The organism is Pseudomonas sp. TR47 (genome assembly GCF_044143025.1).
Lineage (GTDB): Bacteria > Pseudomonadota > Gammaproteobacteria > Pseudomonadales > Pseudomonadaceae > Aquipseudomonas > Aquipseudomonas putida_E.
This window is the reverse complement of record NZ_JBHFCS010000015.1, coordinates 116,907-132,598: the sequence shown is the minus strand read 5'-3', so window position 1 is coordinate 132,598 and position 15,692 is coordinate 116,907. Positions and strand designations below refer to the sequence as shown.

The following is a 15,692-nucleotide window of genomic DNA, read 5'->3' as shown; positions in this document are numbered from 1 at the left end:
CAGCAGGTCATAGTTGTACTCCAGCTTTTCTTCGCTCACGCCCAGTTGCTTGCCGATGCTGGTTGGGTGTCGCTCAATGCTCAACAACCGGTCAACTTCGTCGTATGCATAATCCTTACGGGCATCACGGTTGAGCTTGGCCAACAAGCAGCCAATCGGATCGCGCTCGAACAGCGTATTCCGTTCAGGATGCTCACCGTTCTCGCCGTAGCCAATCTCATCGAACCGGGTCAGATAGCCGCCTGTGTCATAGCTGAAGCGTCGGGTCACGTTGTCGACCCGCACTTCTTCAATCAAGCGGTCCGATGCGTCATAGGCAAAGCATATAGCTAGGCTCTGCGAGCAAATAACTGGCCCGGGCTGTACCTTTCGCAAAAAAATTGCTCGAAATAAAAATCAAAAACGCTTTTTGACATCCGGTTTTTTCCATGAAATTAGGATACCGGCCTCGCCCAGAGACTTATTTACGTTTTGAAGCTGGTCGGCCTCGACGTACCACAGCCAAGTCGAGGAGGTTAATGTCTCGAGTGATCCTCGCCCGCCACTCTCACCAATCCAATCTCTCAGCACCACCCCCTCAACGTACGCCTCCAAATGTCGGCTACTTAATAGATTAACGGGATACACCATCCTCAATAAATCCTCCTTGTAGCGCTCTCGCCCCTGAAATCTGCCAGGCACTTCTTTTTTAAATGCAGATGAATTTTCGTACGGATATATCGCCACCATATTATTACCAGCAGCGTAACTAAATGCCTTACTTACTTTTTCGCAGTTATAGATAATCCCATAAGGCACTACAATATCAGCACTGATATCTTTAACAAATTTTATCAGGCTCTCTAGCCCCACAGAACCCTCAGAACATTGGCCATCAAAGTGATAGAAGCTGCCAAAGTCATTCGTAGAATAACCAAAGGATGCAAACCAAGGGATAGCACCTGGTGACTCGTTGTATATCCTAAACGCAGTAGCTGTACCGTTATTCACTCTCGCCTCAAGCTCGGCCAACTCCAAGGCTACAAGATCGTGATCGCCAACATGATCCTCATCACTCAAATATGTATAATAACCCGCACCTGTAATCGACAGATTCATGCAAGCAAAAAAGTGCTTAGCAAATTTCAGGGCCAGCTTAGGATTAACGTTTTCAACACCGTATAAAGCCAACGCAACAGACATATACCCACCTATATTCCAGAAATCAAATCATCAAGCAAATACTTCATGTCAGAAGCACTATATAGTACAGGTGGTTGACCTTACGCCCGTCTGGCAGGGTCAGCGTGGTCAGGTTGCTGAGCGGGTCGTACTCGTAGCCCAGCTTGCCGTTGGAGGTGGTCTCCTGCGTCAGCCGGCCAAGCAAGTCGTAAGCATATTCCAGCTTTTCCTCGGTGACCCCGAGCTGCTTGCCGGCACCCGTCGGGTGGCGTTGAATGCTCAGCAGCCGGTCGGCTTCGTCGTACTCGAAGGTTCGACGTGCATCGCGGGATGACCTTGGCCAGCAATCGCCAAACGCATCTCGCGCGAACACGGTGTCGAGCTCAAGGCGCGCACCGATTTCCGCGCATCTACTTGCGAAAAAGGAGGACACAATATCAAAATACTAATGGCGCCCCCTTAAATTTTATCCAATTAACTTCTTAAAGAGCTCAACCCAACCGGCATTGACACTACTGCCGCTCATTACTAGGGCGCAACTTCAAACCATCACTACTCTGGGGCAAAATATTCCAGCACTGCAATATGCCAAACACCACCCCTCAGTAGAGAATTTCACATAGCCAACGAGCTGTCGAAACTTAACCAGGACCATCACCAAAAACATCAAGAAGCATATTAACCACTCAGGATGGAAATCGTTGTTCCCGATAACCATTTGGGAAAACATTTACAATTCTGAGCAGCTCATCACCGCTATACTCAAAAAAAACTTCGAATTCAGAAAACTCACTATCGGCATGCTCTTTTTGGCGCACCATTATTTTCTCCAGTTGCGTTCCGGAGTATGCGTATGCCGAGTCACTGCAGCCAAACGCCCCCCAATTCAGACCTCGATAAATCAACTCACCTTCTACAACTGAAAGCGAAATATTTCTTAGCCTACCGACACTGGTGAAATGGGTACGTTCAATTGAAACGTCATCGTACTTATAAAACTCTTTACTTACTATATTCTCTGACTGACCATACACCTCTACAAACACAATACGTTCCCTTTCATCCAGGTGGTAGACATGGGTATTCTTTATGTTTGCAGGTAACTTTTTTAGCAGGCGCCCCTTTTTAAAGCCCGCGCGCTCAATCTCATACGGGCGCACATTATAAAAAGCTCCTTTGCTTATTACTTTTTTTGAAACTAGCGGTAGAGCCTCGGACAAATACGCCTCCATAGACTCAGCAGCACTGGAGTTAATTGTTTCAAATTTTTCTTTAAGACAATCTAATTCCATACAAAACCATCCCCCCAATATCACAGCAAGCCACGACAACCTTGCAAAAGCAAAATAATATCACGCAATACGCTAGTCACTAAACATAAGTTCTTTGCCACTTCTTATCATCCTGTAGATCTCGCCTACTAACCTTGCATAAACCCCCTTCCACAATGAGACTCAACTTAAAACAAGCGCGCAACCCTGTATTTTTTCTGATAATGACTGAGACCTCACTTCCCTTGCCATCGTAAATCTCAACGTCATCATTAACCAAATCGTACTCTGGAGATCTGCCGCAAACTATATTTTCGACACGATCATAGTTTCGGCCCTCGTCTACTACATATTTTTTAAAAACAACCAAAAGGTCATTTCTCAGACGATGCTCAAGGCCATCCTCTAAGGAGTCATCCGTGAAGGCCTGCAAACTCTTCTTGTAGCCAGATGACTCCCACTCATTCATGGCAGTCATAAATCCTAGCAGCGCCTCTCGATAATCATCACGCAAATTAGTTACTGAAGACATTTTCATCGACCAGATCACCATTTTTAAACACGTTATAGAGGACGTTAGAGGCCTTGTGATCACCTGATTGAGCTCTGGTAACGAAGGATTTCATTCCTCTTCAAAAAAGCGGCACATCATCAGTTTCTATAGCCCTAGCATAGAAATTAATCATAAAATCTCATAGTGATCTGCCCCCACCCGCACACCCACTTCTAGCATCCTAACAGCATTTAAATATCTTCAAGGTCGGCCCATGGATCATATCTGTAGGCACTATCAACCTTTGTAAACGAAATCCCCTTCAAATCACTTGCAGCTAGCAAGAACCGTTCACTGCAAAATAACTCCAACGTCTCCTGGCATCGAAAAATATCACTTTCTATAACATCAGACAGTACAAACAGATCTATTCGATCAATGCTTATTGAACCAGGATAGAGCGGACTATTAATAACGCCGTCAGCCTGAATGTCCTTTGATAATTCATATATAGACTGATCCTTATCCATGCCAGCTAAACTTTCGCCCGGAAGGAAAATAAAAAAATCACCTTGCCTAATTTTTTTCCCTGATTTCAATTCAAGCGGAACAGCCCTATATTTGGCGCCTAGACGGTCGCAAACACTTAAGAATCTTTTTGAGACATAGATAGCGCCAACCTGATGGAAATCAAAGTCTATACTTTCTAGCTCTACATCTAAATTCTTCAAAGTGAGACTATAGTCATGCTCTATTTTCAAATTCTCAGGATTTGGCTCATAGGGTTCCCACTCAAATTTCTCGCAGTTAAAAAAACCTGCCATGCTTACGGGGCATCCCTCATCCGTCGAGTCATAACTTATAACGTAATAATTTTTCTCACACAAACTCATAAAAGGCGCCCAGTAATTGCATCCACAACAAATTTGTTGGCTTCAAGCCATTCTCTGGCAAAGTTTTGAATCTTACTAATTTCTAATGCTAGCTGGGTATCTGATAGCTTTCCAGCCTCAAAGAACCTATTAAAGCTTGAAGGCGGGACCTCCCCCGGCCATGGGTTTCGGAGAAGAGATCATCAACCACAGCCCTGGCCTCACCCGAGAGTTCGTAACGCTTTGCCATCACAGGATTCCTTTCCGTCGATGGCATAGGACTCTACAAAATCTCAGCGCTTGAGGGGTGGCGGTTGGATTTCTCGGGCTTCCATACAGAGCCTCAGGCTTACCGAGCATCGCCGTTGACCTTGGCCAGCATCCGGCCAATGCCATCGCGCTCGCACTAGTGTATCTAAAGAGGAACCCGCTTCCACTTCTCATCAAAACTCAACATCTCCCTCTTTTTATCTTCCACTCCCCTCCCTTGACAACCAGATAGAATCTAGAACAAATTTCTGCCCCTTTCACTTGTTGTACTTGCACTACCAAACTACCATCACTATCAGATACTAACTGAACCTCGTCGCTTACTGGGTCATAAGTTGCCGGCCTTGTACAACCCAGATCAATCAATCTACCATAATTCGACTTATCCTTTAACGCATACATATCAAGTATCCGCTCCAATTTCAAGGCATAAACCTTTTTCAACTCTAACCCATCCTCACCCTTACTTATGCCATCTTTGCGCTTATCAAAAAACTCACACTCCCACTCATTCATTTCCTGCATGAATTTTTTAAGCTCTTCGGGAACACCTTCTTTAACATCATTTCTGGCCATATCAGTTTCCAAATATACCTTCGAGAACTTCCTCACTCTTACGATATACATCATACGTTATCGATGTAGGTCGAGTACCGCCATTACCGTAAATAAAGTTAGGTTCAACGTCGACAGCCCCTTTTTTACTAACTAGGTTTGCAATTTATGTTTCAAAGGCTCGGAACTGCCCTATTGCGTGGCCGGCGTTATGGGTTGTGTTTTTTCGCGAAGATCCTTCCAAGCAAAGACGCTGTGCGCTTTTCCCGTATCGCCTCGATCTCCATAAAAGTATATTGGCACCCCGAACTTTCTTCCTGCCGCCTAAGCGCCCGGAGTGAGGAAATACTGTGGCGATTATAAAAAACCGTATATAAGGATATAGCAATCGTCAAAACAATCACCCCTAGATAAAAATCGTCATACTCACGAATCATCGAATAAACTAGGCTGCCTACACCCGCACTCAATCCAGCAAGCCAAGGGCTGTGCGACGGCGGACTCTCCAATACGTCAACACGCCCACCTACAACTTTCAAAACAGGACGATCGATTGAACAAAGGCAAACCACAACATAGGCGAGCCCAACAATGGCAAATGGCGCTCCACTCAGCACAAAAACAAGAACTGGATCTAGCTTCAAAAGCTTATAGCTGACTGAGAGAGCCAAGGCGAACGCCAACATGGGCCCCAAAAAGAGATTAGTAAATAACCGAAAACTTGCATAAGTGACGAACCGCTCAGTTCGATAAGCGCAAACCACACTCCAACCAATAAAAGCGACTACCGTAATGATCGCCGGCACTAGAAAAAAACCTGGCAGGATCCCGGCCGCAAAAACGGCAACCATTGAATAGAAAAATCCGGCTGAAAAGATTTTCGTGTAAAACCGCTCAAGCTCAACCACAAACATACTTTAGTTTTTTCCAGTTAAAAAATTGCCAATGCCCATATCCGTCTTAGAGGCGAGTTCGATCGCATGGGCCTTTCCGTTCACATCAACAGCCATGACATCTGGACGTCGAGCTGAGACGCCTCGCCCATTTGCGAAGCAATATGAACGATTTAAGTACACATCCGAGAACCTTCCGCTCATAGCCAATTTATTAGCGATTGCTTCTGAAAACTGATCATGCCCAGGGGTTCCGTCTATCTGTCCACGACCATGAATCTTTGTATTATTAACAACTCGCACTTGACATGGGGCGAGCCCCGTTGGATCAATCCAATAAATCGGATTTACATTGTATCTAAAAAGATTTACACCGCCGCGCAAGCCAATGGGATCTGGACCAATGAATCTACCAACGTCAGGGTCGTAATATCTTAGCGTATTGTAATGAAGCGACGTCTCGCGATCAAAGTACTGACCCTGGAACCGTAAATTTTGGTCAATCTCGTTGACCGTCAGCTGCTCAATCGCCCCCCCCACGAACGATACGTCGCCTGCCAAACAACCTCACCCTCGCTATCCGTCAGCTCCAGCGGCGTACCAATCTGATCAGTATTGCTGTGGCTTGCCATTACGCCGTCGGCGTAGCTGAAGCTGCGCACGGTGTCGCCGTTGCGGTTGATCACCGTGCTGAGCTGGCCGTGTTCGTCGTAGCGGTATTGAGCCAGGGTTTCGACCGCTTCGTTGTTCACCACCCGTTTGATCGGGTGAAGTGCAGGAAGTGGCCGAGGGCATTTTCGATGCGCTGTTGCAGGATATCGGGTTGGTATCTGGTCGATCACAGCAAGGACTGAAGCGTGTGCTTCAGCCCTTAAATCTGAATTTTTAAAGATCTACTTGCAACCCCTGCAGAAATTAAATCGCATCAACTCCTTTAAACTCAAAACCTTTTAACCCGCGGACCTTGCTCATCTCAACGAATTTTTCAGACACATAGAAGGAGAGTGGATTTTCAGCCACTCTAAAGACATCAACCCCCTGAATCGCTGCAGCATTAAGAACCATCTTATAAACGACCAACCCGTTAGGGTACTCGTCAAATTCGGACATCTCTTTATTAAACGCCCCCGACAACAACTTTTCAAGCACTATACCGGAGTGATCTGGATTAGGGGAGAGTACATTTAAATCGTGAACAGAGTCAGGGATCACAGACTGAAACAACGCCTTAGCTTTGGACGTCACAATCAAAACAGGCCTGAAAAAAGTAAATATATCTGAGCCATCTTTCTTTTTTTTGTCGTCTGAGCTAAATTCAAGCTCATATTGCCTAGAAAAAACAGCATTGAAGTCTTTGCCAAAGGCATATTGTTTTGCAGCGTCATACAAGGCAAGATCATCGAACCTTCCTACCAGCGTCTTGAACTCACTACTCTGGGTAAGAGAATAATATTTCATAATTAACCGAAAATATCCTTCCAATTGGAGCTCCTAGGAGCCTCTATAAGTTTCTGCCGAATATTCCCTATGGCTTTTAACACCGCATCTTTGCCACCAGCGGCATCAACATTAGTGAGGATTTCGTTAACAGATTCAAAGCAACTGTTTGGATTTTTACCGTTGTGCAATATCCCCGGCACACTGACATCAGTGTTAAATCGATTCGGTAAGAACACCCCATTTGCAGCGCCATCTACGTCTATTCCGTGCTTTTTCAAAATCGCTCTTCCCGGCGCAGCAAGCTTGGCGGTATCTCCGACGATGTGGTGCGCTGCAGTATTCTTGAGTCTTGTCACACCGCTTGTTTCTAAATTTTTCCCCAGCGCTTTAGAGCACCAACCCAATGGATCAACCCAACCAATTGAGTTCGGCCCATAGCTGTATAAATTGTTTCCGCCAATCAATCCAATTGGATCTTGTGTGACAAACCTGCCAACCTCAGGCTCAAAGTACCTAAACGTGTTGTAGTGCAGTTTCGTTTCACAGTCAAAGTACTGGCCTTGAAAACGCAGATTCTGCCCGACTTCATTGATCGCCAGCTGCTCAATCGCGCCCCATGAGCGATAAGTCGCTTGCCAAACGATTTTCCCGTCGCTGTCCGTCAGTTCCAACGGCGTACCAATCTGATCGCTATGGAAGTAATAGATCTTCTGCTCTTCCCCTTCCGCCTGATCCACCCGCGCCAAGGGCGCATAGCTACCCGGCTCATAGAGATACAAAATGCTCTGCCCCGGCGTCTCCTCGCGCAGCATCCTCAGCCCCTGCCAGAGGAAGTGCTTTTGTTCCGAGGTGCCGCCGATTTCAGCGGTTTTGGCAATCCGCCGCCCCAGGCTGTCATAGCGATAAGCGCCCGTACTTTCCAGCTTGCCGTTGACCAGCGTCTCCGCCCGAACCAGCCGGTTCTCGCAGTCATAGCTAAAGCTCTGCAACTTGCTATGCCCCGAGCGCTTCTCGATCAGGTTGCCCCACGGATCGTAGCGGTACTCCTGATCGCGCCAACGCTTGATACGGTTGTCCTTGACCTTCTCCAACTGCCGCGCATTGAAGTCCAGGCGGTTAGCAGCCGGGTCGTAGCGGAACTCTTCGCTGCCAACCAGTGACCCGGTATCGCGGCTATGCAACTGGCCGTTGGCTTCGTACTCGTACTTGATTTCGCCACGCAATTTGTCGAGGGTGCGTACCAGTTCACCTGCCGGATCGTACTGGTAGCGACGGTGAATCGGGTTGTAGGCGTGCTCCACCAGCAGCGAGGTGTTGATGCCGGGGTTCTGCACTTGCGACAGCTTTTCCGCCGGCAGGGTCGAAGCAAACTGCCACGCCTTGCGCCCCATGGCGTCGTAGCCAAAGCAACTGGTGAGCTTGCCCTGCGTGCGATACACCTCGCGATGCAGATCATCGCGTTCCATGTCGCTGATGACCTGGCCGTCCAGGTTCAGCTGGTGCAGGTGCCCGCTGCCGTAGTACAGGTGGTTGACCTTGCGCCCGTCTGGCAAGGTCAGCGTGGTCAGGTTGCTCAGTGGGTCGTATTCGTAGCCGAGTACGCCTTGTGGGGTGATTTCCTGGGTCAGTCGCCCCAGCAGGTCATAGGCGTATTCGAGTTTTTCTTCGGTGATGCCGAGTTGTTTGCCGATACCGCTGGGTTGCCGCTGAATGCTCAGCAACCGGTCAACATCGTCATAGGCATAGTCTTGTCGCGCATCACGGTTGAGCTTGGCAATCAGCCGGCCAATGGGGTCGCGCTCGAACAGCGTTTCGCGTTGTGGCTGTTCACCGTTCTCACCGTAGCCAATTTCGTCCAGCCTGGTCAGATGGCCGCCGTCGTTGTAGGTGAAGCGCCGCGTCAGGTTGTCCACCCGCACTTCTTCCACCAGCCGGTCCGACGCATCGTAAGCAAAGCTGTACGTCGCGTTGTTCTCGTTAACCAGCGCGGTAAGGCGTATGGCCTTGTCGTACTCGTAGCGAATCCGCTGCCCTTTGGCATCCTGCCGGCTGCTCGGCAGTCCGCGTGCCGTGCGCAGCAGGCGCGTGGTCTGGCCTTTGCCATCGGTGTGCGTCAGCACCTGGCCGTAAGGGTTGTAGGTGAAGGTTTCCGCCGTGCCGTCCGGATGGTTGACCTTGACCACCTCCCCGTCCGGTTTGCGTTCCAGCGTGGTGGTCTGGTGCAGCGCATCCGTCACGGCCACCAGGTGCTGGCGGTCGTCGTAGCGGTAATAGGTGTTTTTACCCGAACAGTCCTGATAGCGCTCGACCTGGGCCAGGGTGTTCCACCACAGGTACTTGGACTTGTACGTCGCATCGATGATGGTGTGCGGCAAACCATCTTCGCCATTGAGGTACTCGGTCAGGTGGCCAAGGGCATCGGTTTCGGCGAGCAGGTTGCCCTTGTCGTCGTAGCGCGCCTGCCAGGTGCTGCCGTCCGGGTAGGTGACCTTGGTTACCAGGGTGGTCAGGTGGTGGTATTCGTAGGCGATGGTGCGGCCCAGCGGGTCGGTCTCTTCGAGCAGGCGGGCGTATTCGTCGTACTTGAAGCCCAACTGGTTGCCGTCCGGCAGGGTCAGGCCGACCATGTTGCCGAAATCGTCCAGGTCGATGGCGTAGCGCTCGCCGCCGTAGTCTCGGCTGGCGATGACGCGGTGGTCGGCGTTGTACTGCACCTCCAGCTCGCGGCCGAGTACGTCCGTGGCCCAGCTGATGCGCTGGGCGAAGTCGTAGTGGAAATGGAAGTGTTCGCCGTCGCTGGTCCAGTGCTCGACCACGCGGGGCTGGCCGTCGAGGGTTTCCCAACGATAATGGCAGGTCAGGCCCAGGGCATTGCTGTGGCTTGCCATTACGCCGTCGGCGTAGCTGAAGCTGCGCACGGTGTCGCCGTTGCGGTTGATAACCGTGCTGAGCTGGCCGTGTTCGTCGTAGCGGTATTGAGCCAGGGTTTCGACCGCTTCGTTGTTCACCACCCGTTTGATGTCGGTCAGCCGTCCCAGCGGATGGTCGTAGTGCAGGTGCACGCGGGTGCCGCCGGTGGCGCTGATGTCGGTCAGCGTGCCTTCGGCGGTGCGAGTGAAGTGCAGGAAGTGGCCGAGGGCGTTTTCGATGCGCTGCAGCGGCACGTCGGTGTCGGTGTCTGGCACTTCGCCGAAGTAGAAGAACAGGTTGTCCAGCGTCTGCAGAATGTAGTGGCCGCCCTCGGTGCACACCAGGTACACCTGCTCGTGCGGGTTGTAGATGCGTTCGCCCGGCTGCAGCGAGACGAACGGGACTTCGCGGCCTTGGTTGTCGGTGAGGTAGATGAAGCTGCCCTTGCGGCGCAGGCTTTGTTCCCACGGCAGTACCCAGCCGCGGCCGAGCACGCTGTCGACCGTCAGGTCGCTGGCGTAGAAACGCGACCACTCGATGGGCATCAGGCCGGGCAGGCTGAAGTCGATTTCGTCGGGGATGAGTTTGCGGCCGGTGGTCAGGTCTACCGGGTTACCGGTCAGGGCGCCCATGGCCCGCTGCGCTACCGGTTCAACTACGTAGCGGCTGGCGACTTCGCCGGCTACAAAGCCTGCGGTGAACTTCAGGGCGCAGGGCATGACGGCTTTCATGCCGGCCTGGGTGCCGGCCTTGATCAGCTGGGCGATACCGCCGGCGGCACCGGCAACGGCCATCAGCACGTCTACGGTCGTGCGCAGCCATTTGGGGATTTCGTCGTCCACCGGCAGATAGCGGAATGTACCCCCGCCGATGATGACGTTGTCCGAGCCGCCGGAGATGGTCGCGCCGCAGGTCAACTTGTCGCCCTTGCGGGCCGCCGCCACGCTGTTGATGAAGACGTTGGTCGAGCCTTCGGCGATCTGTACGGGCCCTGGGTGCTTGTCACAGGCACCGATGCTTTTCTCGACCCGCGCGGCCTTGCGGCTGTTGATGAAGACGTTGGGTGAGGCAGTGGTTATCGTCCCTGAGGGGGATGAGAACATACTGCCTATCGCCTCCCCGGCCGCGGTCAGCAAGCTGCCTCCGATACCGGCCGCCATGCCGGCGAGCAAGGCCACGCCGAACCCGCAGGTGAAGGTGGCGATGGCCACCGTGGCCACCAGCGCGATGCCCAGGGCAGCCCCGATCAGGAAGCCCCCCAGAGCGCTAGTGTGCGAAATATCGTCGCCGAACCTGGCCGCTTCGAACATGAGGGGTTACTCCTGCTCGCCGGGCTCGGCGCTGGTCACGACGGGGTTGCGCGGGGTGAAGCTGGCCAGCAGGTTTGCCCAGTCCTCGTTCTGCTGAGGGCTGAAATCTGCCTGTGCGGTGGTCGAGAAGATCAGCGCACGCCCGGGGCTGATCAGGAAGGCTGCCTGGCGCTGATACAGCGGGCGGCCCTGGTTCATGTAGTAAGCGTCGATCTGGATGCCTGGGATAGGTGCGGTGGTCGACAGCGCAACGGCTTTGTTGCCCATGCGCGTGTATCCGCGCAGCTTGGACGTGAGCATCTTGATCTGTCGATCGACGTAAGCCTGCAGTGCTTCGTCGGGCAACAGCGTGTCGCGCGAAATGGTGATGCTCAAGGGCGCTGGCACACTGGCACCGAGAACGAACATGTTTACAGTGCGGTCATCAAACCCGTCCGGCAGCGAGATCCCGCCTTCTTGCAACTCATAGTCCATGCGATAAAAATTCCTGATAGCAAAATTGGGGATGGGTCAGCGCAGTGCCAGGCCATCGAGCATGCGGTCAAAGTCGGCGAGCCACAGGCTCAGGCCAGGCTTGGTCGGGTCGATCACGCAAGAAATGTCCAGCCATTGCAGATTGTCGCTGCCGGTAACAGGTACCAGCGCCCCCACCAGGCGACCGTGCCGGGTTTCGTGCCCAGCGTTGAAATGAAAGTCCACGGCCTTGGCCGGGTTACCCGCGACGCGGCAATCTTGCTGGCGAATCACCCGCAACTGCGGGTTCATTTCGCGCAAGGCCTGGATCGCGGCGTCGAACAGTTGCTCCAAGGTTTGCCTGGCCCGCACATCACGGCGGCGAATGTTGAGCGTGACCGGTTCACCTTCATGCTCGAGGGTGGTCTGGATATCACGGAATCGATAAGCCGTCGGGAACGCCAGATTGAAGCCACCGAAGGTGAAGCTGCTGGTAACGTCCTGCAAGGCGACAGGCACCGGTTCGGGCTCTGGCACTGGCTCAGGGTTGGCCGCAAGCTCGGCCAGCTCGGCGAGGCGCGCGGCCTCTTGCTGCGCTTCACGCTTGGCAGAAATGCGGTCGTAGATGGAGGGTTTGTACATCGGCCTGCCCTCAGTCGTTGATCCGCACTGCCGCGCCGGTGATCTGCGTGGTATCGGTACTGGTCGTGGTAATGACCTTGCCTTTGATTTCTATGCCTTCCGGCGTCAACTTGATGCTGCTTTCCCCTACCTGGAGGATGATGTGCTGCTTGGCGCCCACCTGAATGAACTGGTTATCTACCTGCAGGGTGTATGACCCTTCCTTGACGTTGACCACCGTGTTGTCCTTGATGGTCTCAGTGTGCGCGCCCCCCACCGTGATCGTCCGGTTGTTCCCCACATCATGGGTCTCATCCAGTTCGATCTCGGTGTCCATGTTGCGCTCGGCGTGCATGATGATCTGCTCGGCGCCGGCCTTGTCTTCGAAGCGGAAGAAGTTCGCGGTACCGCCGTCGCCCTTCATCGAACGAGTCAGGAAACCACTCTGGGTCTTGTTCGCCGGCAACGACCAGGGCGGGGTGTTGCTGCTGTTGTACAGGCTGCCCATGATCAGCGGGCGGTCGGGGTTGCCGTCGAGGAACACCACCACCACTTCGTCGCCGACGCGGGGGATCAAAATGCTGCCGAAGCCGCCGCTGGCACCGGACTGGGCGACGCGTACCCAGCAGGAACTCTGGTCGTTGAACTCGCCGTTGCGGTCCCAGTGGAACTGCAGCTTCACACGCCCCAGTTCGTCGGTATAGATCTCTTCGCCGGGCGGGCCGACGACAATGGCTGTTTGGGGCCCGGAGATGCCTGCCCTAGGCGTGCTCAATGAGGGGCGGAACGGAATTTTGCGACGGATACAGGTAAAGCTGTTCCCATACCCTGCTTCACCGTCATTGGCGTAATTGTTACGCCCCCAGTGAGTGACGGACAGCAGAAGAAACTGGCGATCGTCCGGAGTGTCGTTGTCGTGATCGTAATGCTGGCTAAGCTCGAAGTAACGACCCGGCTCCATGGCGCGGCAATTGCTCTTGCCATGGAATGTCTTGCCGTCCACCTCTATTGCCTCCAGCCGACGCCGAGCCTTGCGCAGGCCCTCGTCTGAATCGGCGTAACCGTAAAGGCCTTCGTATTCGAAGACTTCGTACTGGCCGACCTCGCCCTGCTGGTTGACGGAATTGAGCTGTACCAAATGCGGGTTGGCAGGCTGCTTGTAGTCGAACGACTTTAGAGCCAAGCGCGTTGGCTGCATCCGCCGCGCCGAAGACCAGGCGGTGATCGAATCTGCAGTTTCGGTAACCGAAGCACTGTGGTAACGGACCAGCGGCTGGCGCTCCAGCTGCGGAAGGATGCTGCTGTCATCGCTGATAATCATGCGATGACCTTCCTTAGAATGCTCGAAGGTAAAGAACAGCCCTTCCTGCTCAAGCATACGCAGCACGAAATTCAGGTCAGATTCCTGATACTGCGTACAGTAGCTGATCGGTTTGAGCGGTTGGCTCAGGCGGAATTCGTGGTCGGCCAAGGTCAGGTAGTAATCGAAGACTTCCTTGACGATCTGCTCGGTGGTCTTGTCTTGGAAGATGCGCGAATCACGGCGACGGCTGAGAATCCAGATCCACGGCACGAGCTCTGCGCTGTAGTTAGCAACGCCCCCATCGGCACCGGTATGCACGAAGTCAGAAACATGCGCACTGAGGTATCTGGTGCTCCCATCGGCCAGCGCGATGCCTACAGTTACCTTCTTGCCAATGAGTTTCTTGAGCTCGATCCGAGCATCCTGGGAGATGAGTTCTGCCTGGAAGCTGAACAGTTCCGAAATCGCCTCGCGGCCGCTGAAGCTAAGCAGTTGAAGCTCTTGTTCGGGAGGCAAAGGTGAGTCGAAAGTGAACAGGCGTTTATTCTGCGTGAGCATCGACTCGAGGGCGTCCGTAATCATTTCAATGCATCCTGCATCAAGCTGGAAATCTACCAATGAAAACGTGGTTCGCTGGTGCTGTCAAATGATGCCATTAAGCCACCTCCCTTTCGCCAAAGCTGAAACCACATGAGATCATGACCATCAGTTTGCTCTCGCTCACGTCTGGGGTGTAGGCTCCCTGCGCTTAGCCATGAGGCAGCACATAGCGAATTTTTCAGGGAGAACCGCGATGAGCGTGAGTGAAAGCCAACTCAGCCAACTTGACCGGGAGATGGATTCTAACCACATGGAAGTGGTGATGATGCCGATAGAAGCTTTCCAGGCTCAGGCCCGCTCCACACAACAAGCACACGCCGTGACACAGCCTCCGCAGGTATGCACTCGCACACAGGGCGACCTGCTGAGCGGCATCGGGCAAAGCGTCAAGTCAGCCTACAACGGGCTGCCTCACACGTTTGTCAATACCACATGGGGCGTTCCCGCAGCCATGGCCGCCTGGGATGCACGCAATGCGGCTTCTTTCGTTAGAGACATGGGTGGCTTACTCACCAAGGTTCGCCACACCGTGTACAAGGGTAAGCAGTACGTGATCATCACGGGTTACCCTGGATTGCGCAAAACGCTCAACGCGCCGCGCTATGGTATTCAGAACGCGAAACTGATCAGCATGGGCATCGGCAAATACGGTGTTCGCGGTTCCTCCCTCAAGGCGCTCAGGCTCTCCTGCTATGTTGCCGTCGGTATCGAAGTGGCGGAGTGGGTGTTTGGCGACGAGCACGTGATGAGTGACTTGTTTGGTGGTATCGGGGTGGAGTTGGTCAAAGCAGGGATCGCAACAGCAGTGGGATATGCCGTTGGACTGGCCCTTGGCACAATGGCCACTTTCGCCGCCGCACCGGTGATCGCGGGTGCGGCTGTGGTGTTCGCGGTGGGCTGGGGGCTTAACGTACTCGACACCGAATACGGGATAAAAAATTCTGTTAAAGCCGGCCTCCGCTACGCCGTGGATAATATTCAATATTTACAGCAGCAGGCCAGCCGCATCAGCGTTGAGGACATGCAAAAATACGCAGAGGAAACCGTCACCAACATTGTCGGTGAGATTGCGGAGAACCTATATAGCGAGGCCAAGCGCTGGGCACTTCGAAAATTGCAGCCTGGAGACCTCAATTTACCGGGGTGGCCGTCTTTGCCTGAGTTACCGTCCATGCCCTCCCTCCCGACTTTCAATCTACCAAAGTTCTAACAATGACCACACATCGCCCCTATGAATTTCACGAGCGCTCACCCTATATTTTCCGCCTCGTGGCTTTTATTACCTGCCTATTGACTGCCGCTTTAGGCTTCCTTTCGGCCCGCTGGCTTGCAAGCGACATACTGCCGTTATTCGGCAGTCTGTTTACAGATACACCCATTGTAGTCACGCCTTATTTGGGGTTTATGCTCATTGCCATGTGCACCGTTAGCCCCATACTTATCATAACCTCCGCTTACGCATGCTGGCGCGCCAAAAAATTTGACCCGCCCATCAACTCTCGCCTTTACCGATTCCAGTATCAATCTTATAAATTGACAC

Annotated in this window: 12 protein-coding genes and 3 pseudogenes; 1 reads left to right on the top strand and 14 read right to left on the bottom strand. The window is 52.8% G+C overall.

Annotation, left to right across the window (positions count from 1 at the left end; translation table 11 throughout):
- From ACEWE8_RS16890 to tssI, 14 genes and pseudogenes are all read right to left on the bottom strand, one after another.
- Positions 1-321, bottom strand: a pseudogene (locus ACEWE8_RS16890) (sugar-binding protein); the annotation flags it as partial.
- Between the two features lie 75 nt (positions 322-396).
- Positions 397-1,182 (bottom strand): hypothetical protein, encoded by a 786-nt coding sequence (locus ACEWE8_RS16885; protein WP_046787619.1) that lies wholly within the window; start codon positions 1,180-1,182, stop codon positions 397-399.
- 61 nt (positions 1,183-1,243) lie between these two features.
- Positions 1,244-1,564: pseudogene (locus tag ACEWE8_RS16880) on the bottom strand (sugar-binding protein); the annotation flags it as partial.
- A 283-nt stretch (positions 1,565-1,847) separates the two neighbouring features.
- Positions 1,848-2,453 (bottom strand): hypothetical protein, encoded by a 606-nt coding sequence (locus tag ACEWE8_RS16875; protein ID WP_046787621.1) that lies wholly within the window; start codon positions 2,451-2,453, stop codon positions 1,848-1,850.
- 79 nt (positions 2,454-2,532) lie between these two features.
- Positions 2,533-2,970, bottom strand: coding sequence for an NTF2 fold immunity protein (locus tag ACEWE8_RS16870; RefSeq protein ID WP_189339975.1), 438 nt, complete (start codon positions 2,968-2,970; stop codon positions 2,533-2,535).
- A gap of 206 nt (positions 2,971-3,176) precedes the next feature.
- The gene (locus ACEWE8_RS16865; RefSeq protein ID WP_080952179.1) at positions 3,177-3,749 is read right to left on the bottom strand and encodes an imm11 family protein; all 573 of its coding nucleotides are present in this window, start codon (positions 3,747-3,749) and stop codon (positions 3,177-3,179) included.
- A gap of 498 nt (positions 3,750-4,247) precedes the next feature.
- Positions 4,248-4,643, bottom strand: a complete 396-nt coding sequence (locus ACEWE8_RS16860) for an NTF2 fold immunity protein (RefSeq protein WP_223255160.1) — start codon at positions 4,641-4,643, stop codon at positions 4,248-4,250.
- Positions 4,644-4,831: 188 nt separating this feature from the next.
- The gene (locus ACEWE8_RS16855; RefSeq protein ID WP_052750483.1) at positions 4,832-5,536 is read right to left on the bottom strand and encodes a hypothetical protein; all 705 of its coding nucleotides are present in this window, start codon (positions 5,534-5,536) and stop codon (positions 4,832-4,834) included.
- Positions 5,537-5,539: 3 nt separating this feature from the next.
- Positions 5,540-6,132: pseudogene (locus ACEWE8_RS16850) on the bottom strand (RHS repeat-associated core domain-containing protein); the annotation flags it as partial.
- Positions 6,133-6,430: 298 nt separating this feature from the next.
- A complete protein-coding gene (locus ACEWE8_RS16845) occupies positions 6,431-6,973 on the bottom strand; it encodes a hypothetical protein (RefSeq protein ID WP_046787624.1) in 543 nt (180 codons plus the stop codon).
- Between the two features lie 2 nt (positions 6,974-6,975).
- On the bottom strand, positions 6,976-11,175 hold the full coding sequence (locus ACEWE8_RS16840; protein WP_395589331.1) for an RHS repeat-associated core domain-containing protein: 4,200 nt from the start codon (positions 11,173-11,175) through the stop codon (positions 6,976-6,978).
- A gap of 6 nt (positions 11,176-11,181) precedes the next feature.
- Positions 11,182-11,649, bottom strand: coding sequence for a DcrB-related protein (locus ACEWE8_RS16835; RefSeq protein WP_039602378.1), 468 nt, complete (start codon positions 11,647-11,649; stop codon positions 11,182-11,184).
- Between the two features lie 36 nt (positions 11,650-11,685).
- The gene (locus tag ACEWE8_RS16830) at positions 11,686-12,270 is read right to left on the bottom strand and encodes a DcrB-related protein (protein ID WP_039602379.1); all 585 of its coding nucleotides are present in this window, start codon (positions 12,268-12,270) and stop codon (positions 11,686-11,688) included.
- 10 nt (positions 12,271-12,280) lie between these two features.
- Positions 12,281-14,134, bottom strand: a complete 1,854-nt coding sequence (gene tssI / locus ACEWE8_RS16825) for a type VI secretion system tip protein TssI/VgrG (protein ID WP_046787625.1) — start codon at positions 14,132-14,134, stop codon at positions 12,281-12,283.
- Between the two features lie 211 nt (positions 14,135-14,345).
- On the opposite strand from tssI, the gene ACEWE8_RS16820 reads away from it, so the two are divergent.
- The gene (locus tag ACEWE8_RS16820; RefSeq protein ID WP_012314376.1) at positions 14,346-15,362 is read left to right on the top strand and encodes a hypothetical protein; all 1,017 of its coding nucleotides are present in this window, start codon (positions 14,346-14,348) and stop codon (positions 15,360-15,362) included.
- Positions 15,363-15,692: the final 330 nt, after the last annotated feature.

What these genes read in the sequence shown, in the direction of transcription:
- ACEWE8_RS16885 (WP_046787619.1), bottom strand. Translation starts at nt 1,182, where the DNA reads ATGTCTGTTGCGTTGGCTTTATACGGTGTTGAAAACGTTAATCCTAAG.
- ACEWE8_RS16875 (WP_046787621.1), bottom strand. Translation starts at nt 2,453, where the DNA reads ATGGAATTAGATTGTCTTAAAGAAAAATTTGAAACAATTAACTCCAGT.
- ACEWE8_RS16870 (WP_189339975.1), bottom strand. Translation starts at nt 2,970, where the DNA reads ATGAAAATGTCTTCAGTAACTAATTTGCGTGATGATTATCGAGAGGCG.
- ACEWE8_RS16865 (WP_080952179.1), bottom strand. Translation starts at nt 3,749, where the DNA reads ATGGCAGGTTTTTTTAACTGCGAGAAATTTGAGTGGGAACCCTATGAG.
- ACEWE8_RS16860 (WP_223255160.1), bottom strand. Translation starts at nt 4,643, where the DNA reads ATGGCCAGAAATGATGTTAAAGAAGGTGTTCCCGAAGAGCTTAAAAAA.
- ACEWE8_RS16855 (WP_052750483.1), bottom strand. Translation starts at nt 5,536, where the DNA reads ATGTTTGTGGTTGAGCTTGAGCGGTTTTACACGAAAATCTTTTCAGCC.
- ACEWE8_RS16845 (WP_046787624.1), bottom strand. Translation starts at nt 6,973, where the DNA reads ATGAAATATTATTCTCTTACCCAGAGTAGTGAGTTCAAGACGCTGGTA.
- ACEWE8_RS16840 (WP_395589331.1), bottom strand. Translation starts at nt 11,175, where the DNA reads ATGTTCGAAGCGGCCAGGTTCGGCGACGATATTTCGCACACTAGCGCT.
- ACEWE8_RS16835 (WP_039602378.1), bottom strand. Translation starts at nt 11,649, where the DNA reads ATGGACTATGAGTTGCAAGAAGGCGGGATCTCGCTGCCGGACGGGTTT.
- ACEWE8_RS16830 (WP_039602379.1), bottom strand. Translation starts at nt 12,270, where the DNA reads ATGTACAAACCCTCCATCTACGACCGCATTTCTGCCAAGCGTGAAGCG.
- tssI (WP_046787625.1), bottom strand. Translation starts at nt 14,134, where the DNA reads ATGATTACGGACGCCCTCGAGTCGATGCTCACGCAGAATAAACGCCTG.
- ACEWE8_RS16820 (WP_012314376.1), top strand. Translation starts at nt 14,346, where the DNA reads ATGAGCGTGAGTGAAAGCCAACTCAGCCAACTTGACCGGGAGATGGAT.